Source organism: Shewanella sp. 10N.286.52.B9, from assembly GCF_002873635.1.
Taxonomy (GTDB): Bacteria; Pseudomonadota; Gammaproteobacteria; order Enterobacterales; family Shewanellaceae; genus Shewanella.
Genome location: NZ_MCTY01000172.1, coordinates 16,991 through 39,977, shown reverse-complemented (window position 1 = coordinate 39,977; position 22,987 = coordinate 16,991). Strand labels below are relative to the sequence as shown.

At 43.4% G+C, this 22,987-nt stretch carries 19 protein-coding genes; 2 read left to right on the top strand and 17 right to left on the bottom strand.

What is annotated here, in order from left to right:
- Positions 1-365: 365 nt before the first annotated feature.
- The 14 genes from BCU91_RS11560 to BCU91_RS11495 form a co-directional block, all read right to left on the bottom strand.
- Positions 366-1,220: a PfkB family carbohydrate kinase gene (locus BCU91_RS11560; protein ID WP_102520223.1), complete on the bottom strand. Its 855-nt coding sequence runs from the start codon at positions 1,218-1,220 to the stop codon at positions 366-368.
- 171 nt (positions 1,221-1,391) lie between these two features.
- Positions 1,392-2,729: a coproporphyrinogen III oxidase family protein gene (locus BCU91_RS11555; RefSeq protein ID WP_102435978.1), complete on the bottom strand. Its 1,338-nt coding sequence runs from the start codon at positions 2,727-2,729 to the stop codon at positions 1,392-1,394.
- A gap of 319 nt (positions 2,730-3,048) precedes the next feature.
- Positions 3,049-4,038: a formate dehydrogenase subunit gamma gene (locus BCU91_RS11550; RefSeq protein ID WP_102435977.1), complete on the bottom strand. Its 990-nt coding sequence runs from the start codon at positions 4,036-4,038 to the stop codon at positions 3,049-3,051.
- 74 nt (positions 4,039-4,112) lie between these two features.
- Positions 4,113-4,682 carry a formate dehydrogenase FDH3 subunit beta gene (gene fdh3B, locus BCU91_RS11545; RefSeq protein WP_102435975.1) on the bottom strand — a complete coding sequence of 190 codons (570 nt, stop codon included), beginning with the start codon at positions 4,680-4,682 and terminating at the stop codon, positions 4,113-4,115.
- Positions 4,683-4,710: 28 nt separating this feature from the next.
- On the bottom strand, positions 4,711-7,566 hold the full coding sequence (locus BCU91_RS11540; RefSeq protein ID WP_102531515.1) for a formate dehydrogenase subunit alpha: 2,856 nt from the start codon (positions 7,564-7,566) through the stop codon (positions 4,711-4,713).
- A gap of 17 nt (positions 7,567-7,583) precedes the next feature.
- Positions 7,584-7,781 (bottom strand): twin-arginine translocation signal domain-containing protein, encoded by a 198-nt coding sequence (locus tag BCU91_RS11535; protein ID WP_102435971.1) that lies wholly within the window; start codon positions 7,779-7,781, stop codon positions 7,584-7,586.
- Positions 7,782-8,541: 760 nt separating this feature from the next.
- Entirely contained in the window at positions 8,542-9,552 is a 1,011-nt protein-coding gene (locus BCU91_RS11530) for a formate dehydrogenase subunit gamma (protein ID WP_102531514.1), read from the bottom strand.
- A 48-nt stretch (positions 9,553-9,600) separates the two neighbouring features.
- A complete protein-coding gene (fdh3B, locus tag BCU91_RS11525) occupies positions 9,601-10,197 on the bottom strand; it encodes a formate dehydrogenase FDH3 subunit beta (protein WP_102435967.1) in 597 nt (198 codons plus the stop codon).
- A gap of 26 nt (positions 10,198-10,223) precedes the next feature.
- A complete protein-coding gene (locus BCU91_RS11520) occupies positions 10,224-13,073 on the bottom strand; it encodes a formate dehydrogenase subunit alpha (protein WP_102531513.1) in 2,850 nt (949 codons plus the stop codon).
- 17 nt (positions 13,074-13,090) lie between these two features.
- Positions 13,091-13,294, bottom strand: coding sequence for a twin-arginine translocation signal domain-containing protein (locus tag BCU91_RS11515; protein ID WP_102435964.1), 204 nt, complete (start codon positions 13,292-13,294; stop codon positions 13,091-13,093).
- A gap of 136 nt (positions 13,295-13,430) precedes the next feature.
- Entirely contained in the window at positions 13,431-14,126 is a 696-nt protein-coding gene (locus BCU91_RS11510; RefSeq protein ID WP_102435962.1) for a molecular chaperone TorD family protein, read from the bottom strand.
- Positions 14,127-14,136: 10 nt separating this feature from the next.
- Positions 14,137-15,816, bottom strand: coding sequence for a 4Fe-4S binding protein (locus tag BCU91_RS11505; RefSeq protein WP_102435960.1), 1,680 nt, complete (start codon positions 15,814-15,816; stop codon positions 14,137-14,139).
- A gap of 152 nt (positions 15,817-15,968) precedes the next feature.
- Positions 15,969-16,592: a DUF3306 domain-containing protein gene (locus BCU91_RS11500; RefSeq protein ID WP_102435958.1), complete on the bottom strand. Its 624-nt coding sequence runs from the start codon at positions 16,590-16,592 to the stop codon at positions 15,969-15,971.
- Positions 16,592-17,056 carry a DUF3305 domain-containing protein gene (locus BCU91_RS11495; protein ID WP_076541409.1) on the bottom strand — a complete coding sequence of 155 codons (465 nt, stop codon included), beginning with the start codon at positions 17,054-17,056 and terminating at the stop codon, positions 16,592-16,594. The genes BCU91_RS11500 and BCU91_RS11495 overlap by 1 nt, the downstream gene beginning before the upstream one ends.
- Before the next feature lie 401 nt (positions 17,057-17,457).
- Here BCU91_RS11495 and BCU91_RS11490 point away from each other — a divergent pair, with 401 nt between their 5' ends.
- On the top strand, positions 17,458-18,297 hold the full coding sequence (locus tag BCU91_RS11490; RefSeq protein WP_102435956.1) for a formate dehydrogenase accessory sulfurtransferase FdhD: 840 nt from the start codon (positions 17,458-17,460) through the stop codon (positions 18,295-18,297).
- A 73-nt stretch (positions 18,298-18,370) separates the two neighbouring features.
- Here BCU91_RS11490 and rlmF read toward each other — a convergent pair whose 3' ends face one another.
- Positions 18,371-19,423, bottom strand: coding sequence for a 23S rRNA (adenine(1618)-N(6))-methyltransferase RlmF (gene rlmF / locus BCU91_RS11485; RefSeq protein ID WP_241901053.1), 1,053 nt, complete (start codon positions 19,421-19,423; stop codon positions 18,371-18,373).
- An 11-nt stretch (positions 19,424-19,434) separates the two neighbouring features.
- A complete protein-coding gene (locus BCU91_RS11480) occupies positions 19,435-19,836 on the bottom strand; it encodes a flagellar basal body-associated protein FliL (protein ID WP_102435952.1) in 402 nt (133 codons plus the stop codon).
- A gap of 107 nt (positions 19,837-19,943) precedes the next feature.
- Here BCU91_RS11480 and BCU91_RS11475 point away from each other — a divergent pair, with 107 nt between their 5' ends.
- The gene (locus BCU91_RS11475; RefSeq protein ID WP_102435951.1) at positions 19,944-20,522 is read left to right on the top strand and encodes a chorismate lyase; all 579 of its coding nucleotides are present in this window, start codon (positions 19,944-19,946) and stop codon (positions 20,520-20,522) included.
- Between the two features lie 82 nt (positions 20,523-20,604).
- Here the strand turns inward: BCU91_RS11475 and BCU91_RS11470 are convergent, their stop codons facing one another.
- Complete coding sequence (locus BCU91_RS11470) at positions 20,605-22,983, bottom strand: immune inhibitor A domain-containing protein (RefSeq protein ID WP_102531512.1); 2,379 nt, start codon at positions 22,981-22,983, stop codon at positions 20,605-20,607.
- Positions 22,984-22,987: the final 4 nt, after the last annotated feature.

Below are 22,987 nucleotides of genomic sequence, written 5' to 3'. Positions count from 1 at the left end.
GATTATTTAAGAATATAGCAGGCTTATAGTAGTGCTTACTATAGGGAATTTTCAAAGCGCATTTTTCGCCCTAACACAAAAGAGCGATGCTAAACAAAAAGCCCCTGCAAATGGGGGGATTGCAGGGGCATAAATCTTTCAAATTACATTGGGCATTAACGTGTCCCAGAAATGGAAGAAACTTTTTCAACAAAAAGCCATATAAAGCATCCTGTTCAATAAGTTACCTTGTCATAATAATCGTCTCACATGACAGAACAACGACACTTTTATGATAAGAATATGACCTGAGGCGACAGTAAAATGATAACTAACAGCAATTAGCCTAAAATATTCGCCCACTATTTAAACTGAGTTAATTTCAGTTACTCACTATGTTTTTTTGATTGAAGATAATGCTGCAGCGCATCTCCTGGGACTGAGCTGGCAGTAGCCACGGCAATGGCGGCCCATCTTGCCCCTTCTTCCATGGCTTGGGTAATGGCTTTTTGCTGGCATAAATAATGGATTAAGCCTGCGGCAAAGGCATCTCCAGCCCCTGTAGTATCTAACACTTGCGCTGTTACTGCTGGTACATGAAACTGTTCATTGGCACTATAGGCTATCGCCCCATTCTCGCCATCGGTGACCACAAAGTATTGCAATGACTCACCGGCAATTTTAGCGGCAAAATCCCACTTATTGTCATCACAGCGGCCATGCATATCGGTAATTGAAGCAATTAAAATATGGCATGGTCGTACCCGCTCATCTTTAGCTAACTGCGATACGACCAAGCAATGATCAAGGGCTGATGCGGTCCATTGACTAATGCCTTTAGCTGATGAGTTAGTGTATAGCGCATCCCATTGTTGCCAGTTTGGCGGCGTGCTTAGTTCAAATAGGGGTCTTTGTGGGCGGATAATAGTGCGTTCACCATCGGGCGTCATCACCAATAACATTTCACAGGTTGCGCCATCAAAGCGTTCCACTAAGCGGCAATCTAGCCCCTTGGTGCTGGCTTGAGCCAAAATCCAATTACCTATCTTGTCAGAGCCCACTTGGCTCACTAACGAGACATTGTGCCCAGCCCATACCAAACCGATGCCGGTATTAGCACCACCGCCACCGAGCCGTAAGCCGCCATCTTGATAATGAAAGCGACCTCCGGTTTGCAGCGGTTTATCTAATTCCAGTAAGCGGTCACAGTTAATGTTGGCAAGCAGTAAAATATTAGCCATAGCGGTCTCTTTTAACAATCCAATGTCCAATGCACCAAAATCATCATGATAAAAATGACGAGGATGGTGGGACAGTGATGATGCATTCAAAATCAGTATACTGCAAATAACAAAAAAGGCAGTGACCATGGTCACTGCCTTTCATTAACTTATTTCTCAAGCTTGGGGCGCTTACATATCAGCGGCTTGCAAGGGTTTACGTAATTGAGCGCGAACATTATCCATGCCTGAATAAAATTCTTTCATCATCAATAAGCCCATCATTTTACCGTTATCGGTCCAAATGAGGTTATCAGGATCGTTCGGGTCATTTTTAATTGCACCTATGGCTCTCATTGAGGCCATTTCTTTAAACAATGCGGTATCTAAGTTAACGCCGAAGGTTTCACGGAAATACTTACGTGATAAACGACCAGAGAACATGCCCAGTAAGAAGCGATATTGCATCACTTCTTTCTTGCCATATTGCTTTTGTTGCTCGACACCCATTTTGCCATTGGCAATGCGCTCTTGGTATTTTTTAAGCGAGAAGGTATTCACGTATAAGGTGTCATCTAAGAAACTAAATGAACCTGAACCTACGCCTAAGTATTCATCATAATCAATAACATACTCATCAAAGCCTTCGTTCTGCGCTTTACCAAATGCCCAACCTGATAGCTGAGTATATTGACCATTTAAGGTATTAAGAATTTGACGATACTGACGGGCCATATCACCATGAGGAGCGGCTAATTTACCCTTAACACTCTTACGTGTTTGGTGAGTAATCATCAATGGATAAGTGGTGATTTGACGAGGGTCTAGCTTAGACGCCATATCTAAATCATGCTGAATAACTTCATCTGTTTGACCGCGGAAACCAAAAATCAAATCAACATTGATAATCGGGAACAGCTCTTTTGCCGCCATAATTTTATCAAATGTTTGCTGACCGGTACCGAATTTCTCAATGCGGTCTGTCATCGCTAAAATGTCATCATTAAAGCTTTGCACACCAATAGACATACGATCGACTAAGCCTTCTAACTGCTTAAAGCCAGGGCTGTCTAAGTGCTGAGGATCGGATTCACACGATACCTCTTTAATATTCGGGAATAGGGTTTTAGCATGCTCGATGGTACGAGCCAATTCATCTTCTAATACCGTGGTGGTGCCCCCGCCGATATACATAGATTCAAAGTCGTAACCGAGGTTTTTAACCATATCCATTTCTTTGCGTAAAGACACGAAATAGCGACGAGCTTTATCTTCATTAAATAAGAAACGATGGAAAGTACAGTATGAACACAAGGTATGACAAAAAGGTACATGAGCATACAGCATGTACTTTTTACCTTCTACTGGCGCTGGCATCATTTCCGCTGAAACCGTGTCTAAACGCAAATTACGATCAACGTAAAATTGCATCACTTTTTCCATCGCACTGATCATCCAATCTGGCGTGGTGATATTGGCCTGATAAGGTGATTGGATAATGGTATCTGATGGACGGATAATTGATGACATGGCAATTCCTAGTTAAAAAGGGGCTCGCAAACAACGCTAATGAGTTGCTACTCAAGTAGAAAATTTCGATATACGCTACGAGGATGTTAACTATCTAGAAGTTATCAGTTAAAAACAACCAAATCTGTCGATTTTTACAGCCACGATCACAAATTAGGAGTGATTAAATAACCAATAGCTAATATAAGGTATCACATTGTTAAAAATCATAAAAAGTTCTGTTAAAACACGGTTAACCTAAAGCCGAAATAAAAACACCTCCAAAACCGAAGTCATTGGAGGTGCTTTTTAAGCTTTAGCTAAAAATACTGCAGACCTATTAGTCTTTATATTTTAACTCGCCATTCGCTTTAATTTCATCATACCAAAGGTTGTGATGCTGTTTCGCCCACTGCTCATCACAGTAGCCAGACACCATACAATCCATACCACCTTCAGACATAGCGGTTGCCATGAAGATATGCACGATAGAGAAAGCACAGATTACGATAGCGCTCACTGAGTGAGTAACTAGTGCAATCAAACTTAAGGTACGGCTTGGTTCAAATAAGTTCGGGAACAGTAATAACATTCCTGATACTGAGATGATTAGACCGAATAGAGCAAATGCCCAGAACCATAGTTTTTCACCTGCGTTAGCAAAACCAGCGTCAGGGTGCTTGCCTTTAAATGGACCGAAGTTAATGTAACCACCAACCACCATCATCCATTTAATGTCATACATTTTTGGCATTTGGTTTTTAGCCCAAAGTACTACCATTAACGCCCAACCCAACATGAATGGGATAGCCATGTAATCATGGATAACTTTAGAAGCATTTACCAATCCAGCCCACATACCTTCACCAATGTATGGCTGAAGGAAGTAACGGCCAGCAAGTAGTACTAAACCTGTCAAAATCAATAACATGCAAGGAATCGCACCTAGCCAGTGAATTGATACGTCAAATTTAGACCAGCGATATACCATCTTACCAGTGAAACCACCGTGTAATTTCGAAATACCGTTAATTTTCATAAACAGTACGAAAATGATGATCATGCCAAATAGCGATAAAGCTAAAGCAGGAGCAAGCCAGTCACTACGCAAATCAAATACACGTAAATCATAGGTATTGATTGGTTGTTTATGGAACTCACTTGTTGAAGTCGTACGTCCTTCAGCACCGTCTTTAAGCTGTGCCCATAATTGTGCATTGCCATCTTGAACGGTTAGAGACTCTTCAACATTTCCACTTGCGTGGGCGAAGGTCATGACACTGAACATCAGTGCGATAACAACGCCAATTTGTTTGAACCACTTGTTCATATTACATCCTCTATGCTATTCGATGCCTAGGTTGCCCTAGGCATCATAGCTAAGCTGACTAACACGCTTGGAGATTAACCCCAAACACCTTTGTTAGCTCCGCGGTATGCAACACGCTCGCGGAAGATAGCAGAAACGATTTCTGCATCACCTGCAAGCAGTGCTTTGGTTGAACAAAGCTCAGCACACATTGGAAGTTTACCTTCAGCGACACGGTTAGCACCATATTTCTGACGCTCTTCATTAGAGTGATCAGCTTCTGGGCCACCAGCACAGAAAGTACACTTGTCCATCTTACCGCGAGCACCAAAAGCGCCGCCTTGAGGGAACTGAGGCGCTCCAAATGGACATGCATATAAACAGTAACCACAACCGATACAAGTATCTTTATCGTGCAGTACGATACCGTCTTCAGTTTTGTAGAAACAGTTTGCAGGACAAACAGCCATACAAGGTGCATCACTACAGTGCATACATGCCACTGAGATAGACGCTTCACCTGGTTGACCGTCATTGATAGTCACTACGCGACGACGTTGAATTCCCCACTCTAAAGCAGAGTCGTTTTCGTTTTTACAAGCTGTGACACAACCATTACATTCGATGCAGCGCTTGGTATCACATAAAAATTTCATTGTAGCCATTCGGCAATTCTCCTAGCTTAAACTGCTGTTACGCTTTCTCTACCTGACAAAGCGATGCCTTAGTTTCCTGCATTTGTGTCACAGGGTCATAACCGTAAGTCATTGCAGTGTTACAAGACTCACCTATTACGTAAGGAACAGTACCTTCTGGATAGTTAGGCGCTAAGCTTTCGCCATGCATAACACCCGCGAAGTGGTAAGGCATCCAAGTAACACCTGGTTTAACGCGTGGAGTAACCATAACTTTAATCTTAATACGGCCACCTTCAGCACCTTCTAACCACACAGTATCACCGTCACGTAGACTACGATCTGCGGCATCAGCAGGGTTCATTTCAACAAACATTTCTTGTTGAAGCTCTGCAAGCCAAGGGTTAGAACGAGACTCTTCACCACCACCTTCATACTCAACCAAACGACCAGAAGTCAGTACTAATGGGTACTTAGCTGACGTGTCTTTCTCTTGGATTGACTTGTAAAGAGTTGGTAAGCGATGTACTTGCATATCATCGTAAGTTGGGTACTTAGACACAAGATCACGACGAGATGTGTATAACGGCTCACGGTGAACAGGTACGATATCTGGGAAAGTCCAAACGATACAACGCGCTTTAGCGTTACCGAATGGAATACAACCGTGATTAATAGCAACACGTACGATGCCGCCTAGCAAATCAGTTTTCCAGTTTTTACCTTCAGCTGATGCTTTTTCTTCAGCTGTTAGTTCGTCCCACCAACCTAATTGCTTAAGCATTTGTGCAGAGAACTCTGGGTAACCATCAGTGATTTCAGCGCCTTTAGAGAAGCTGCCATCAGCAAGAATGTTCTCACCTTTGTATTCAACACCGTAACGTGCACGGAAGTTACCACCACCGTCTTTAACGTGTTTGCTTGTGTTATACAGGATTTGAGTACCAGGATGCTTCTGCTCTGGCGTACCCCAACAAGGCCAAGGTAAACCATAAGTTTCGCCTTTAGCAGGTCCGCCAGCAGCTTCAAGAGTCTTGTTGCTGAACGTGCCCCAGTTTTGAGTGTGCTCTTTGATACGCTCAGGGCTTTGACCTGTCATACCAATAGTCCACATACCGCGGTTGATTTCGCGAGTGATGTCTTCAATAACTAGGATGTCATTGGCATCTTTAGCGATACGTTTAGTGTATTGCTCTGCAAAACCAAGCTTTTGAGATAGACGGTACATGATCTCAAGGTCAGTTTTTGATTCGAATAAAGGCTCGATAACCTTTTCACGCCACTGCTGACTACGGCCAGAGTTAGATACTGAACCTTCAGTTTCGAACTGAGTCGCAGCTGGAAGCAAGTAAACACCGTTCTGACGACGATGCATAACACCCGCCATAGTTGGGAATGGATCCACAACAACAACTGTGTCCATCTTATCTAATGCATCACGCACTTCGCTTTGACGAGTTTCAGTGTTAACAGATTGACCCCAGAAGAATGCCATACGGATGTTGTCATTCTGCGCTAGTTTACCCTTCTCTTCTAACACACCATCGTGCCAGCGAGAACAAGGAATACCAGGAGTGGTCATTGGATCACGACCTAAGTAAGTACCTTGGTCGAAACGATTACTAACCCAAGATTTTTCAAGATCCCAAACGTTCGTCCAGTGATCCCAAGCGCCAGAAGTCAGACCGTAGTAACCTGGTAAGTTATCAAATAACAAACCTAAGTCAGTCGCACCCTGTACGTTATCGTGACCACGGAAAATGTTTGTTCCGCCGCCTTTAACACCCATGTTACCAAGGGCTAATTGAAGGATACAGTAAGCACGAGTGTTTGCGTTACCCACGTGATGCTGAGTACCACCCATACACCAAACAACAGTACCTGGACGGTTATCTGCCATCATTTTCGCAGCTTGGTAAACTTCTTCTTCGCTACAGCCAGTTACATCAGCAACTTCTTTAGGCGGGAATTTTTTCACTTCTTCGCGAATTGATTCCATTTCGAAAACACGTTCTTTGATGAACGTCTTGTCTTCCCAACCATTTTCAAAGATGTGCCAAAGCATACCGTAGATGAATGGAATATCAGTACCAGGACGAAGACCACAATGTAGGTCAGCGTGCGCGGCAGTACGTGAGAAACGAGGATCAACAACGATGATTTTCGCGTTGTTTTTCTCTTTCGCTAATAAGATATGCTGCATTGCAACTGGATGCGCTTCAGCCGGGTTTGCACCGATGAAGAAGATTGCATTTGCATTTTGGATATCATTGAAAGAGTTAGTTTGCGCACCATAGCCCCAAGTGTTTGCAACACCAGCTACAGTGGTAGAGTGACAAATACGTGCAGAGTGATCGATGTTGTTTGTGCCCCACATAGCCGCAAATTTACGGTACATGTAACAACCTTCGTTCGAGAACTTAGCACTACCCATGAAGTAAACTGAATCAGGACCTGACTCTTCACGGATATCTTGCATCTTGTCGCCAACTTCGTTGTAAGCTTGCTCCCAAGATAGTTTCTTCCACTTGCCATCAACCAATTTCATTGGGTATTTAAGACGCTTCTCACCGTGACCATGTTCACGTAATGCAGCACCTTTAGCACAATGTCCACCAGCGTTAAATGGGTGATCGAATGCAGGTTCTTGACCTGTCCAAACGCCATTTTGTACTTCAGCGTATAAACCACAACCAACTGCACATGCAGAACATACAGTACGTTTGATTTCAGTTGGTGCATCATGAGCAATTTCTTTTGCTTCAGCTCGACGCATCATGCCAGTGCCCATTAATGAAGCAGCGGCGATACCACCAGTAGCAATACCTGCATTCTTCATAAATTGACGACGGTTGATACCGAGCGACTTGCTAGCAGCTTTAGGTGCTGCTGTAGACTTGCGAGTTAACTTCATCGCTTATTTCTCCTGAATTATCCGCGTAAGCTATCGTAGTAGCTACGAATATGCGCAGTTTCTTTGTAACCATTAGAACCTTTGATACTAATGTTACTCTCGGTTGCTTTTGCCACACTCACACCTGAAACAGCAATTGCTGCAGTAGCAGCGCTACCTACGGTGATGGCTTTCAGCAAAGATCTGCGGTTCAGATCAGGCTGTTGCTTCTTCATCTTTACTCCTGGGTTTAATACACATCTGCTTATCATGCAGATGCCCTCTTAGGCCTTTTTAGTTACCAAACACCATTGTTAATCAATGGTTAAGTGGATGAGCTAAAAAGGTAAAAACACATATAAATGAATCTAGTCCACAAATTTACGCCGCTAATATATAGAGAGAGAGGATAAAATAATATGATCTAACACCTGTTCATTGGCCTAAAATAACCAATAAATAAAGAAAGCGTTAACTGGGTCATGTTTTCAAATCATGCCGTGTGAGAACAAGACTTTGGGGTGGGATTTTAGCTGCATTTACAATGTTAAATAATTTAACAAAGCGATTGAGTTAAAAGGATTTTTATACAGTTTTTGTCTAAATAAACACCACAGCAACCATATAACTTTTAGGACTTACAACCTGTACCTATAGTGCTTTTGGTTATTAAAATAACCAATAGTTAGCTGCCCACAAATCACTCAGTAAATATTAACAAGCAAGTTACTTTGTAGCATGAGTAGCACGCAGAAAGCGTCCAAGAAAATTCAGTAATAACTGCAATCAATAAGCCACTAAAATTGGTCCAAGTAGCTCTTGGAATAGCTGTTGGAATAGCGGCCTAAATTAAGCGATTTATTCGCCTGCTGCGAGCAATAAAATAGGTACTGACAAAACTACCCGTTCCGCCAGCAGGCAGATATAAAAACACCTCAACAAGATAGACTCTGTTGAGGTGTTTTAAGCACAAACTAAAAATATGCTAAGTCATTATTACTTCTGATATTTTAACGTGCCATTCGCCTTGATTTCATCATACCAAACGTTGTGATGCTGCATCGCCCAGTTTTCATCACAATAGCCTGAAACCATGGATTCCATACCACCTTCACTCAATGCTGTTGCCATCCAAATATGCACAATGGTAAATGCAATGAGAATCGCAGCACTAATGCCATGAATAAGTAGCGCGGCCATTGAAGCTTCACGGGGTAAATCTAATCCCGGTAACACTAGCATGATGCCTGATACACTGATGAATAGGCCAAAGAACACTAATGTCCAAAACCACATTTTTTCACCGGCGTTGGCAAAACCACTATCTGGATGCTTACCTTTAAATGGACCGAAATTGATGTAACCACCAACCACTAAAAACCATTTAAAATCATACATCTTAAAGGTTTGCAGTGGCATCCACTTAACGATACTCAGTAACCAAGATACGATAAAGACTGGACCAACCCAATCATGCACTAGCTTGCAAAAGGCTATAATTCCAGCCCAAATACTCGCACCGACATAGGGCTGAATAACAATTTTACCTAGTATGATCACCAGACCAGTTAGCATTAACGTTAAACAGGCAACGGCCATAATCCAATGCAGCCAAATATCTGCTTTAGACCATCGCTCAACCATCTTGCCTGAATACCCCTTCGCCAATTTTGCTGGGCCATTAACAAAGTAGAATAGTAAAAATGCAGCAAATACACCTACGAGAGCTAACGCCACTCCGGGAGTAATATAGTCATCTCTGATTATTCGACCTTGATTGCCCGCAACATTAATCAGTACGCCGGGTTCAATACCTTGAGCTGTTGTAAAGCCAGAGTCGCCAGCTTTCACTGCTCGCCATAATTCAGCCGGGTTTTCCTTCCCTGCCTGCTGCTTACTTGATTGTTCATCTGCCGCTAAGGTTGTGGTTGCAAAACCTAACCCCATCACCAGAACCAACAGAGCAAACAAGCTACGCAGTGATTTGTTTAACTGTTTGTTTAACATTGTCACTCCTTGCTTGGTTACGGACAAAGCCCGTAACCTTTGCACTGTCTAAACCATATCACCCGTTTTAGGATCATAGCCCCAAATGGTATTCGGATTACCGCGCTTAGACATACGTTCGCGATAGATACTCGATACGATTTCGGCATCACCAGCAAGCAGGGCTTTAGTTGAACAAAGCTCAGCACACATAGGTAACTTACCTTCAGCAATACGGTTTGCACCGTACTTCTGACGCTCGGCATCGGAATGGTTTTCTTCTGGGCCACCGGCACAGAAAGTACATTTATCCATTTTACCGCGGCTACCAAATGCGGTCTTTTTCGGGAACTGTGGCGCTCCAAAAGGACATGCATAAAAACAGTAACCACAACCGATACAAGTATCTTTATCGTGTAGCACAATGCCATCGTCGGTTTGATAGAAACAATCCGCCGGACATACGGCCATACAAGGAGCATCGGTACAATGCATACATGCAACAGAAATTGACGCTTCACCGGGTTCACCATCATTGATAGTAACCACGCGGCGACGCTGAATACCCCACTCTAAAGCGGAATCGTTTTCGTTCTTACAAGCTGTGACGCAACCGTTACACTCGATGCAGCGTTTTGTGTCACACAAAAATTTCATGACTGCCATAATGGCTTATCTCCTCATCAAGTTAATTAGGCTTTGCTGATCTGACACAAGCTAGACTTAGTCTCTTGCATCTGAGTCACAACATCATAACCATAGGTCATTACGGTATTGGCAGCTTCACCAATAATGTAAGGTACGGTTCCTTCAGGGTAATTTTTCTCTAGGCTCTTGCCTTCGAATACACCCGCGAAATGGTATGGCATGAAACATTCACCAGCAATGACTCGTGGAGTCACCATTGCTTTAACTGTGATTTTAGCGCCTTCTGGACTGTGAACGAATACATCATCACCATCACGTAAGCCGCGGTCGGCTGCATCAGCAGGGTTAATCTCAATAAACATTTCTTGCTGCAATTCTGCAAGCCATGGATTTGAGCGTGTTTCTTCACCACCACCTTCATACTCAACTAAGCGACCCGTAGTTACCGCTAATGGGAAGTCTTTAGCAAAGTCTTTTTCTTGAATAGACTTATACAGAGTTGGAAGACGTGCAACCATACGATCTTCGTAAGTTGGGTACTTAGCCACTAAGTCGCGACGAGGGGTATATAACGGCTCGCGATGAATCGGGATATCATCTGGGAAGTTCCACACAATACAACGTGCTTTGGCATTACCGTATGGGATACAACCGTGATTGATAGCAACACGTTGAATACCACCAGAAATATCTGTTTTCCAGTTTTTACCTTCAGCGTGAACTTTCTCTTCAGCAGTTAAGTCATCCCACCAGCCAAGCTGTTTCAGCATGTCAGCGGTGAACTCTGGGTAACCGTCTTTGATTTCAGATCCTTTTGAATAAGAACCTTCAGCAAGAATATTATTACCGTTATGCTCAACACCGTAACGTGCACGGAAGTTACCACCACCATACTTAACTTCACGTCCAGTGCGGTAAAGAATTTGCGTACCTGGATGTTTGTTTTCTGGCGAGCCCCAACAAGGCCAAGGTAAACCGTAGGTTTCACCTTTAGCTGGACCACCTGGCGCTTCTAAGCTTTCCATATCGAATGTGCCCCAGTTTTCTTGGTGCATTTTCAAACGCTCAGGGCTCTGGCCAGTGTAACCAATGGTCCACATACCTTTGTTGAACTCACGGGTCATATCTTCAATCAACGGCTCATCGCCATTCACTTTAATATGCTTACAGAACTCAGCATCGATACCCCATTTTTTCGCCAGCTTGTACATGATAATGTGGTCAGCTTTTGACTCAAATAATGGTTCGATAACTTGTGAGCGCCACTGCAGTGAACGGTTTGAAGCAGAGACTGAACCGTATGTTTCAAACTGAGTTGCAGCAGGTAATAAATACACACCGTCAGTTCGTTCGTGCATGACACCTGCCATCGTTGGGAATGGGTCCACAACAACAACTGTATCCATTTTGTTCAATGCTTCACGCACTTCACGACCACGGGTTTCAGTATTGACTGATTGCCCCCAGAAGAATGACATACGAATATTATCTTTCTGCGCAATCTTAGATTTGTCTTCAAGGACACCATCATGCCAGCGAGAACATGGAATACCCGTTGAAGTCATTGGATCTTGACCTAGACGTTGCTCTTGATCGAAACGGGCTTTAACCCACTCGTAATCCAAGTCCCATACATTACACCAATGTTTCCATGAACCTGTTTTAAGGCCATAGTAACCTGGCAATGTATCAAACAATAAGCCAAAGTCAGTTGCACCTTGAACGTTATCATGGCCACGGAAGATGTTAGTTCCACCACCAGAAACACCCATATTACCAAGGGCTAATTGGAGGATACAGTATGCACGAGTGTTAGCATTACCTATGTGATGCTGAGTCCCACCCATACACCAAACCACAGTACCAGGCTTAGTTTCAGCCAGTAACTTGGCGACACGATGCATCTGCGCTTCAGGCACGCCAGCAACATGTTCAACTTCGGCAGGGGTCCACTTTTTCACTTCCTCACGGATACGTTCCATACCGTATACACGTTGGTCGATGAATGTTTGGTCTTCCCAACCATTTTCAAAAATGTGCCACAACAAACCATAAATGTAAGGAATATCCGTACCAGGACGAATATGCACGAACTCGTCAGACTTAGCTGCAGTTCGAGTGAAACGCGGGTCGACTACGATAATTTTCGCGCCGCGCTCTTTACCTTCAAGGATGTGTTGCATTGAAACCGGATGAGCTTCACAAGGGTTCGAACCGATAAACATCATCGCTTTCGAGCTACGCATGTCGTTAAAAGAGTTTGATTGCGCACCGTAGCCCCAAGTGTTTGCAACACCGGCTACAGTGGTAGAGTGACAAATACGTGCAGAGTGGTCGACATTGTTGGTGCCCCACATTGCTGCCAATTTGCGGTACATATAAGCTTGTTCGTTTGAAAACTTCGCACTACCCATGAAAAATACTGAATCAGGACCAGATTCTTGACGAATATCGAGGGCTTTTTGACCCACTTCTTCAATGGCTTGCTCCCAAGAAAGTTTCTTCCATTTGCCTCCTTCTAGCTTCATTGGGTATTTAAGACGTTTTTCACCATGACCATGTTCACGCAGTGCAGCACCTTTGGCGCAATGGCCACCAGCGTTAAATGGGTGATCGAATGCAGGTTCTTGACCTGTCCATACACCATTTTGCACTTCAGCATAAATACCACAGCCCACTGAGCAGTGAGAACAAATAGTACGTATCACTTCAGTCGGCGCATCGTAAGCAACATCTTTTGCTTCAGCTTTACGCATCATTCCGGCGCCCAGCATTGAAGCGGCAGCAATACCACCTGTAGCAAGGGTTGCAGACTTCAAAAATTGGCGACGATTGAGTCCAAGTGCAGGTTTATCTGCGACTTTGACTGCTTCTGTTTTGCGGGTTAATCGCATCACATATTCTCCTTAAATTACTTGCTACTACGTAATGTGTCGTAATAACTACGTACATGGTCTGTTTCTCTATAACCATCACTTTTACCTACAACGGGTGTAGCTTCTGGTGAGGCGGCAAGAGCTTGTCCGCTAACAGTGGCAACTGCGCCAGCGGCACTGCCGACAGCCAATGCTTTTAGCATTTGACGACGACCCATGTCGGAAGCTTGCTTCTTCATAGTATCTCCTTAATTTAACGCGTGTTATAAGAGTAAAATTACTCTCTGTTTTTATGGAAGTTGCCTTCCTTTTCAGTCTATGCCACAGAGTCAAACTCTGTGGCATAAATCTTTGCACCAACAGCCTAAAAATTACCTAAGAGGCAAGTTCATTGGTTGATGGTTCAATCTTGTCTGCTTCATCAGCAGCAGTTTTTTCGGCTTCAGAACCTGGGCAATTAACTGGAATATCTAAGCTTAGTTGCTCAAACTCATTGGCTTCAATGATGAAAAATGCTTTTGCTAGCTGCGCCACAGGCACATAAAACGCTGCACTCGGTGTTTTCTCTAAGGTGTCACAAAAGCGCGCAATCCAGCTGCCAATATGGCGCTGATAAAATGCTAATTGACGATAACCTGGCGCCTCTAAAATCAAGGTACCCATCACTTCACATAATGCTGCAACATGATCTTCTGGCTCTTTAACGTCTTCTTCGCGAGCAAAACCTAATTGCATTAAATCTTGGCGTAACAGTGCTAATGGCTTATCCATTAACGAGCCTGTCATAAACCAGCTGCCGTATGGCAATACTTCACCACGGCCAACACCGAAGAAAATATTGAAGTATTCTTCTTCAAGTTGCTCTTGTGTGTACTGGGTCGCAGCTGCCTTTAGCGCCAGCCAAGCCGTGCTCATGTCGTTATCATCTTCAGCTTCTGTTTCTATTTCGATGTCAGCTAAAAATGACAGCAGTTCTTCACTCGGATGGCGACGTAGTAATGCAGCTAATAATTGGTAAATATCTGCCCGTAGCTGATCGTTTTCTGAAATTTCTCTAACTAATTCGGTCATATTGGATCTCTTATCGAAGTTGCTTCTCTGGGTCTTCAAGAATGTCTTCAAACATATCTTTTACGCGGCAATCACCACACATTTTTAGGCGCTCAATATTGGCGTTAAATGCAGAATGTCCACCAATCATATCGATCATTCTATGAACCATCGATTGTGTAGCAAAAGCGGTTCCGCAACGAATACACTCGAACGGAGCCTCTTCTTTTAACGTTTGACGCTGCTGACGTGCTGCTTGGTCCAAATTGATTTGCGGCGTTAAGCTAATCACGTTTTCAGGACAAGAGGTTTCACATAAACCACATTGCACACAGTCTTGCTCTACAAAATGCAGTGACGGTGATTCACCACCATCGGTTAATGCTTGTGTTGGGCAGGTTGCTACACAAGACATACACAAGGTACATTTATCAACTTCGACGTTAACTACACCGTAAGGCACATTGCTCATTGCAATGGCACTATCAGTCGCTGCTGCTTGTTCATTTAAATGATCAATTGCAGCGTATAATGTTTCGCGCTTGGTACTTGGCGTGAACGCAGCAGGTACGATTAATGGCCAATCTAGGCTTATGGCTAACTTATCATCTAAGGCTGCTAATGCTTGGGTGTCTATCAAGCTAATGCGCTGTGGCTGACCCATTTCATCTAGAATGCTATTAGCTAATATTAGTTCACCATTTAACATTTGCGTTAACGTGGGTGCAGTCGCATCGGTATTTAAAATTAATACCTGACGTGCGCCCCATGCTAATGCTGACATCCAATGATCAATGCTAGCAACCGTGATTTCTTCCAGCTCAACTGGAATGATGTCACCCACTAGATCAGCGGTAATGTGCTCTGCACCAACGGCACCGTCATGGAATAAGATGACAGGGGCAGCTTGTGCTTGCTCAAGGTAACGACTAACCAGTTTTTGAATATAGCTATGAAGTGCTTGTGGCGTTGGTAAATCAAATGCGATAGCCCCTGTAGGACAAGCATTAGTACAACTACCCGCACCATGACAAAGGTAAGGATCAATTTCGATTTTTTGTTCGATGCTACTAATTGCATCAGCAGGGCAGAAGTTTAAACAGCGATTACAGCCATTGACGCCATTACGGTTATGAGCACAGATATCACTGTTCACCTTCACATAACGTGGCTTATCAAATTCACCAACTAAATCTGGAATTTGCTCCAGCGCATCAGCTAATTTATCTGCATCTTGACCGACATAGAAATAACCTGGTGGTAGCATTTCAAGGTTAAGACATGGCGACATGCTCAGGTCTAAAACCATATCAAAATGCGGCTTACGAATAGCAACAAGACTTAACTCAGTCGCCGCTTGGTTTTCACCCGCGCCTTCATTCTCAACGGTTACCTGAAACTGACCTAAAAAGCCTTTAACAGAAATAAGTTTGTTGTAATAGCTTTCGCTATTTACTGCAGCGTTCATTACCGCTTCAAGATGAGCTTCATCTTGGCTGGTAATGGCTTCATTTGCCAAAATAACCGTATTGGCCATGGTTGACAGTTTATCCGCAGCTAATCGGGCCAAATCTTCTGGGCCGATGACTAACACATTGCCTTCAGTCGTATAACTGACTGTTGGCGGGATCAAGTTTTGGATCACTTGAGTCTGTGCTAATACCTGCTGGCGAACTTGTTTTAGTTCTAGCGGGGTTTGACTATTGCTCACATTGCGTTCCTGAACAGTTTTTTAACGCTTAGGTGATTTATCAGGGCTGCAAATCCATTTTGTATTTAAACATTTATTTAAATACATCAGCTTAAAATGATAAACAAAACACCTTATACGCTAAATAGTGGACTAAAATTTTTAACTACACACTAAGCCTTAGCGCTACTTGAAGCCGTTATAGCTTCTTCATCAACCATTCCCAGAACATCACTCTGGTCTTGGTTGGTATCTAAGTCAGTGGCAGACACGATTTCGCTCTTATCATTTAATACTGGTGAGGCATCAGTTGTATCAACAACTGTGTCATCATCCTCACGAGCAAGTAACTCTTGCTCTTCCGTTTCTTCTTTGTCTTTTACGACGTTACGGAAGACTTTTTTGGCTAATTCAGCCGAAACTTCGGCAGACAATTTAGGTTGATTACTGTAATCAAGGGCGTACTCGAGTAAGCCGTCGATTTCATTGTATTGGGGTTGTTTCCACAGTGCTTTTAACGCTGCTGATTTCGCTTGAGGTGATACATTCGCCCCCATAAACGAAGCAAAACTGCCTCCAACTTCAATTTTTTCGGGATCCGGTAAATCTTCAGCTTCAAGGATCTTCTCAGGCTGAGGCGCTTCTTGTATGGCATCCTCAGTGGAAGAGTCAGCAAGGCTTTCTTCCTCTGCCGCCACACTCTTTTGCTGCAGTTCAGTCTCACGAGCAGCTTCAGCTTCAACTTGCTCACGACGCTCAGTCCAACGAGAGAAAAAACCTTTCGAATTATTGCTCATTAATGTCTCCGAAGGTGATCTGTGCTAGGGCCAGTATCCTTTCGGCGGTTCACATGCTTACGGCGTTTAGCTGATATTTCAACTTCGCCATGACGGGTGATGAAAGCTTCAACCCAACATGCCAGTGCTTCTGGCATTGGGATATTCAGCACTGGGGTTTCAGACTCCAAACAGGCTGCGGCAATATTTTGGTCTGCAGAGATAGCAGCAGGAACCCAAGTGCCATCCGATAACTCATCACAAACGATATATAACATGGTGTTATCCATGTCTAAATTTATCCGGTAACTGCCACGTTCATCTTTATAAAGTTGAAACAATATTAATTTGGCCCCTTCAGGTGCCTCATGAGTCGCAGGAACCATTTGTTCCACTTCCCAAGTGATTGAGGGCCAACGCCCCATCATTTTTTCGACTTTTCTAAGCGAAACATACATAGGCCAAACATTTTCAGTGTGTTGCATACAAGCCTTGCCCTTAAAACATAAATCCACAAGAAATAAATAAAATATATATTAACAACGACTTAAAAGTTGCTCTTGATTATTTTTAGAAGCTAAAAACCACTTTATTTCTCTTAACTAATCAGTACACTGCAAAAATAGTGCCAGATAAATAAGAACAAAAAGCTAGATCCAGATCTCCTAATTATCACTAAGAGTAGGACAATTTGTCTATATTGCTAATTATACTAGGACATAAGGCTACGTTAATTAGTCGCTGCTGATTAACATCAGAGTTAGATCACGCATTTACAAACTACATTGCCGCCTCGGGAATAAAAGTTGCTATGCTGATAGTTAATTAGTTTTCATTACCATCCTCACTACCGAGCTAGTTAACTATTTCAGAGGCCACACTTTCAATGACCCAATCAAATGCTAATAAATCGCTAAAACTGGTCAAAACCAATGCTGAAGTTCCCCTTACAATTGCAGTTAAAGCAATTAATGAGCAAGGAGAGAGTGTTGATAAATTCGTGGCCTGTGAAAGACCATTAACGGTATATTTGAACTGGCAACCCATAGTGACCTTAATGACCTTGGGCGCAAAACCTGAGTCATTAGCTTTGGGTTACTTGAAAAATCAGGGCTTTATTAACGATGCCAGCTTACTTGAATCAATTATCGTCGATTGGGATGTTAACTCTGCAGCCATTTTGACTAAAGAGCAAACAGCTGATTTAGATAAACAATTATCTGAAAAAACCGTCACTTCAGGTTGCGGTCAAGGTACTGTTTACGGTGGTTTCATGCAAGGGCTCGATGATATAAAGCTGCCAACGCCCCAATTACAACAATCAACCTTATATAGCCTGCTAAAAAACATTAGTGCTTATAATGAAACCTACAAAAATGCCGGTGCCGTCCATGGTTGCGGCATTTGTAAAGACGACCAAATTTTAGCTTTCATTGAGGATGTTGGCCGCCATAACGCGGTTGATACCCTCGCGGGCGACATGTGGCTTGAAGGTGAAAATGGGCACGATAAGATTTTCTATACCACTGGCCGTTTAACCTCTGAAATGGTGATAAAAATTGCCAAGATGGGTATACCAGTATTGTTATCACGCAGTGGTGTCACTCAGATGGGGTTAGAACTAGCTCAAAAGTTGGGGATCACTATTATTGCCAGAGCCAAGGGGCGTCACTTCTTGGTTTACCACGGCGCAGAAAATATTGAATTTGATGCGATGAAAGTTTAGCGTTACCTATTAACGCAAACAATTGATAACAAGGTGATGACCACCTTGTTATCACTCATCATGTAACCCTATGCTAAATAGCATTATGCCTAAATTTAGCCCACTGCTTTCTTGCCGCTTCGGGCAAATAACTCCAAGCTAAAACCCGGGTAATTTTATTGCCTTGCTTCATTTCAATGGTCTGCACACTATCGGCATGTAACTGTTTTAATAATTGATAACAGGGCTTTAGGTTTTCTGACTTGGACACTAATGAGCTAAACCACAAACATTGTTGCCCAAACTGCTGACTTTCTTTAATCATATTAGTTAAAAACTGCTGCTCACCACCTTCACACCATAACTCAGCTTTTTGCCCACCAAAATTAAGTGCGGCACTACTTGAGCTAACGGCTGGCTTTTGGCTGTGCTTTTTAGCTCTGTTGGCGGCTAAATTGGCATTTTTCTTGGCGCTGCCTTGACTCGCTTCGGCTAATGAGCGATGAAATGGCGGGTTGCACAGAGTAATATCAAAGCGCTCATTATCCCCGATAATTCCGCTAAAAATAGCTTGAGGATTAGTCTGTTGGCGCAGGTCAATTTTCGATGCTAAATCAGGGTTATGGCTAATAATTTCAGCGACATTTGCAATTGAAACTGGGTCAATATCGCTGGCGACAAACTGCCAACCATAGCTTTTAACCCCTAATAATGGATAAATACCATTAGCACCGGTGCCAATATCCAATGCACGGATCTTATTTCCTTTAGGCGCTTTACCATTAACAGCCAGTAAATCAGCAATGTAATGCAAATAATCTACTCGACCTGGTACTGGCGGGCACAAGAACCCTGCCGGAATATCCCACTGCTCAATGTGATAATCAGTCAATAAAATTGCTGCGTTGAGGCTTTTGACCGCTTCAGGATCTGAGAAGTCGATTGAAAGATTACCGTAGGGGTTTGGTCTGACAAAGTGGGACAATTTGGGACACTTTTTTATTAATCCTTCGAAATCATAACCTTGATTATGCTTATTTCGCGGGTGTAGTGTTTTCACTTGAGTATGAGCGACGCCTTTGCTTGCCACCTTAGTCGGCGCAGATGTTTGCTTGTTCGTTTTGTTGCCAGCTTTACTGTTTTTCATGCAAATGTTCATTAATCATATAGGTATTTAGTAAACAGTAAATTAACCACGGACTGTTCACCCGTTTCAGCTTCTAGCAGTCGATTAACCGTTTCAAAGCACGCACGACGAATATCCTCTCTTCCGGTCAAGGACTTAACCTTGTCTTCAGGCTGATTTCCTAGCACTTCAACGATGGCGGCTCGCAGTAACGGATCATGGTGCTCTATCTGCTGCAATTGTTTAGGATCTTTAACCATTAACTCAACACTGATTTTTACAAAACCGAGTTTTTTGCGGTTAGAGATATAGTTAGTGACAATGTCAGGTTCGAAACCATAGTAAGCAAAGTTCCCAGTGGCTTTGTCATCTGCGCTATGCGCATTGGGGAAAAAAAACAGTGCAACTAACACTGCGAATAGGTACTTTGCCATAGTTAATCAAACTCCATTATTTAAATCTGCCTAATAGCAGCGGCTATCCAGCCATTGCTCTGTCATGATAAACTGCACTCGTTTGAGTATATTGTAACGAGTATTGAATGAACGTGACCAGTCTTAGCTTCCCGTATGGTGAATCAATCCAGTGGTTTTCACCTGATGCAATCAATTCTATGCCGCAATCGGCACTAAAAGAATGGTTACTCGCTACCGGTAGTTTAACCCAAAAGCTTAAAGGCTGTTGCCACGATTTTGAAGTTAAAGTCCTTGGCGAACAACTTACGACACCATTAGCAGGGGAATGCCCGCAGCAAAAGCAGGTTTGGGTAAGAGAAGTACTGCTGTGCCTTGATGGCGAGCCTTGGGTGTTTGCACGCACCTTAATCCCTGAGAACCTAGCCAATGATCAACACAACTTTAAAGCCTTAGGTAAGCGCCCATTGGGTGAACTACTGTTTACCAGTGCTGATATTGTCCCGGGCAAAATAGAGGTCGCTGAATTTGAAAGCTGCACTAAGCTAGCCCAACTGGCAACCCGCCTGTCCCAACCTGTCACCTCTTCACTTTGGGGGCGTCGCCGTTACTTTAACTTAGCCAACCAAGACATTATTGTTAGCGAAATTTTCCTTCCTTATGCGGTTAAGCAAATTAACGCCTTAACACTAAAGCAATCTTGTTAAAGTTAGTCCAACAAAGCCATGCGGTTTACCATACGTGGGCAACATCATGGCTATTTGTAAAGTAACCATAAAGCTTATGGCCTTATGTTTTAGTCGAGAGCCTTACAAGAAGTAAGCTCAGTAGCAACAAATACACCCCAGCTAAACTACCGCCACTACTGCTTTGAGATCCATCGTCGCCAGCAATTGTCTGGTTTTCGCCCATAAACTCTGAAGTAACTACACCATTTAGTTTAAATTCGACGATTGCCCTTGAGCTGTCTGACGATTGCGCCTGCACCTCCATCGTTAAGCCCAGTTCAGGTAACACCATGCCTGATTGCGGTTGCAGGGGCGCTGAGTAATCAGCATTATCATCAAATAAACTAAAGTTACTTAGAGCGCTATCGTTAGCGTAGCTTGACTGAGGATATAAGCTAAAGCTGGCATCACGTACCTGCACACTTGAAGACCCGCCAGTTATTAGACTCTGGTCAGCATCAATAACCCCGATAAAGCCATAACCTTCATGCTCGGCGACATTGTTATCTTCATAGTTGTTATTTTCGAGCCATAATAAAATACCGGGCTCGTAGCCGACACTTTGCAAGCCCGCATCAATACCTTGATGGTTTCTCAGTTGCACAATATAGCGTTGCGGCAAACCGGGTAAGGTATCATCGATCCTTGAAAAACCCACTAAATCAACTTTGCCTTGCTCTTCGGCCCCGTCTTGGTAAATGTTGACGCCTTGCTGATTAATTTCAATTTGGTCAATAACAATACCGTAGTCACCTACAGCTTGATCCGTTACATAGCTCATTTCAACTTGCACACTTTGCCCTGAAAAATCGCTCAAGTCATAAACCAGTTCAACCCAAGCATCTGTTCCTGAAGCGCCAGCTATATCGCTCGATACCCCAGAAATATAGTGCTCTACATTGTTGAACAGAGGGTTACTGGCACTGGTATGGTTGCCGACAATGGCTACGCCATCAATCAACAATTGCATATAGTCATAATCTGTTTCTATGCTCCAATGTGCCTGCATAACAAGCTCAATCTGTGCGTCAGCGGGTAAATCTACCTCGAAACTCAGACTATTGGTAAGTTGATGGCCTTTACCTGAATGGTATTGATAGTCGCCAACTAAAGGTGACTTAAAGGCGAAGGGGGGATTGGGTAATGCGATGGACAATTGATTCACAGCATCAGCATTAACTGCTGCAAAAACCTCAGCAGTCAAACCTTCAGCAGTAATATCGGCCAAGTCGATGGCTTGCTCATTGACCCACTTGCCTTGGTAACGTTGTTGCAGATATGAACGGGCATAAGGACTTAAGCCCGCAGGCTTACTGCCAGCAATATAAGGATTACCCGCTTGCGCTTGACCCACCCAAGTACCACTTGCCATTAACGACCAGTAACCCACTGGCGCGCCATCCCCCAGATTAGTGTCGTATTCATCAGGCAGGCCTAAATCATGACCAAACTCATGGGTAACGACCCCGGTACCTGAGTCGATAGGCTGAATGGTATAGCCATAAACTTTCATTGACGTGCCAGGAAGAGCTTGTCCTTGGCTATTGGCACCAACAAAAAAGCGATGCGACCAAATAGCATCGGTGCCTAACACGCCGCCGCCCGCCTCTTCACCAATACTGGAATGAAATATGACAATGTGGTCTATGATGCCATCAGGCTCATTTTCATTGCCGTTGTTATTAAAATCAAATGGATCTTCACTATCGAATTCAGCTAATTCTGTCGCGCTCATCCCTTTAACGGCCTGAGTAACGGCTTCCATAACCAATTCAGGTACTGCAATATCATTATCACTGAAAACCGAATTATTGGCGCCATAGTAAGCAGCATTGTTACTGGCGGTTACCCAGCCTTTAACCTGACCACGAAAGAAAAAACTCTCACCAGAGGCTTGAGCAAAATATTGATAAGCCGTTTGAAGCACCTCACGGTTAGGTCCAGAAAATCCAGATCGAGAAAAAAGCAAATCTTGATAATGTTGTACAGAATAATCGTCATAAAACATTGACGTATCAGACTTGGTTAAACGATTGGCGTTATAGGGTAAATCAGGAAAGTCGACCAATACCGCCAGCACATTCACGGTTTTGGTGACATCCGCGTCAGCCAATGCTGGAGCTGATACTGGTGAGACTTTTATTCGTTGGGATCGATTCTTGGCAGCTATTTGCTTTAGTATTCTGACCTCAGCAGGCAGATAATTATGACTTGCTTTGCGAGTGAACTTCTCTACCGCAGCTTGCTTTGCTGCCTCGCTGGCATCAATTGCCAGCTCACCGCGCTTAATCAACCAGTATTGGATCTGTTGCTGATTCATTACCCCAGCATCTGCTGGAGAAGCGTATTGACTCGGCGCTGCCATGGCGTTTAACGAAAAAAGAGTCATTGCCAATATGGTCATAGCACCAGTAAAGATTTTACTCCATTGAATAGGCATCCTA

What these genes read in the sequence shown, in the direction of transcription:
- BCU91_RS11560 (WP_102520223.1), bottom strand. Translation starts at nt 1,220, where the DNA reads ATGGCTAATATTTTACTGCTTGCCAACATTAACTGTGACCGCTTACTG.
- rlmF (WP_241901053.1), bottom strand. Translation starts at nt 19,423, where the DNA reads ATGAAAAACAGTAAAGCTGGCAACAAAACGAACAAGCAAACATCTGCG.
- BCU91_RS11555 (WP_102435978.1), bottom strand. Translation starts at nt 2,729, where the DNA reads ATGTCATCAATTATCCGTCCATCAGATACCATTATCCAATCACCTTAT.
- BCU91_RS11510 (WP_102435962.1), bottom strand. Translation starts at nt 14,126, where the DNA reads ATGACCGAATTAGTTAGAGAAATTTCAGAAAACGATCAGCTACGGGCA.
- BCU91_RS11530 (WP_102531514.1), bottom strand. Translation starts at nt 9,552, where the DNA reads ATGTTAAACAAACAGTTAAACAAATCACTGCGTAGCTTGTTTGCTCTG.
- BCU91_RS11535 (WP_102435971.1), bottom strand. Translation starts at nt 7,781, where the DNA reads ATGAAGAAGCAACAGCCTGATCTGAACCGCAGATCTTTGCTGAAAGCC.
- BCU91_RS11470 (WP_102531512.1), bottom strand. Translation starts at nt 22,983, where the DNA reads ATGCCTATTCAATGGAGTAAAATCTTTACTGGTGCTATGACCATATTG.
- BCU91_RS11550 (WP_102435977.1), bottom strand. Translation starts at nt 4,038, where the DNA reads ATGAACAAGTGGTTCAAACAAATTGGCGTTGTTATCGCACTGATGTTC.
- BCU91_RS11490 (WP_102435956.1), top strand. Translation starts at nt 17,458, where the DNA reads ATGACCCAATCAAATGCTAATAAATCGCTAAAACTGGTCAAAACCAAT.
- BCU91_RS11520 (WP_102531513.1), bottom strand. Translation starts at nt 13,073, where the DNA reads ATGCGATTAACCCGCAAAACAGAAGCAGTCAAAGTCGCAGATAAACCT.
- BCU91_RS11540 (WP_102531515.1), bottom strand. Translation starts at nt 7,566, where the DNA reads ATGAAGTTAACTCGCAAGTCTACAGCAGCACCTAAAGCTGCTAGCAAG.
- BCU91_RS11500 (WP_102435958.1), bottom strand. Translation starts at nt 16,592, where the DNA reads ATGAGCAATAATTCGAAAGGTTTTTTCTCTCGTTGGACTGAGCGTCGT.
- fdh3B (WP_102435967.1), bottom strand. Translation starts at nt 10,197, where the DNA reads ATGGCAGTCATGAAATTTTTGTGTGACACAAAACGCTGCATCGAGTGT.
- BCU91_RS11515 (WP_102435964.1), bottom strand. Translation starts at nt 13,294, where the DNA reads ATGAAGAAGCAAGCTTCCGACATGGGTCGTCGTCAAATGCTAAAAGCA.
- fdh3B (WP_102435975.1), bottom strand. Translation starts at nt 4,682, where the DNA reads ATGGCTACAATGAAATTTTTATGTGATACCAAGCGCTGCATCGAATGT.
- BCU91_RS11495 (WP_076541409.1), bottom strand. Translation starts at nt 17,056, where the DNA reads ATGCAACACACTGAAAATGTTTGGCCTATGTATGTTTCGCTTAGAAAA.
- BCU91_RS11475 (WP_102435951.1), top strand. Translation starts at nt 19,944, where the DNA reads ATGAACGTGACCAGTCTTAGCTTCCCGTATGGTGAATCAATCCAGTGG.
- BCU91_RS11480 (WP_102435952.1), bottom strand. Translation starts at nt 19,836, where the DNA reads ATGGCAAAGTACCTATTCGCAGTGTTAGTTGCACTGTTTTTTTTCCCC.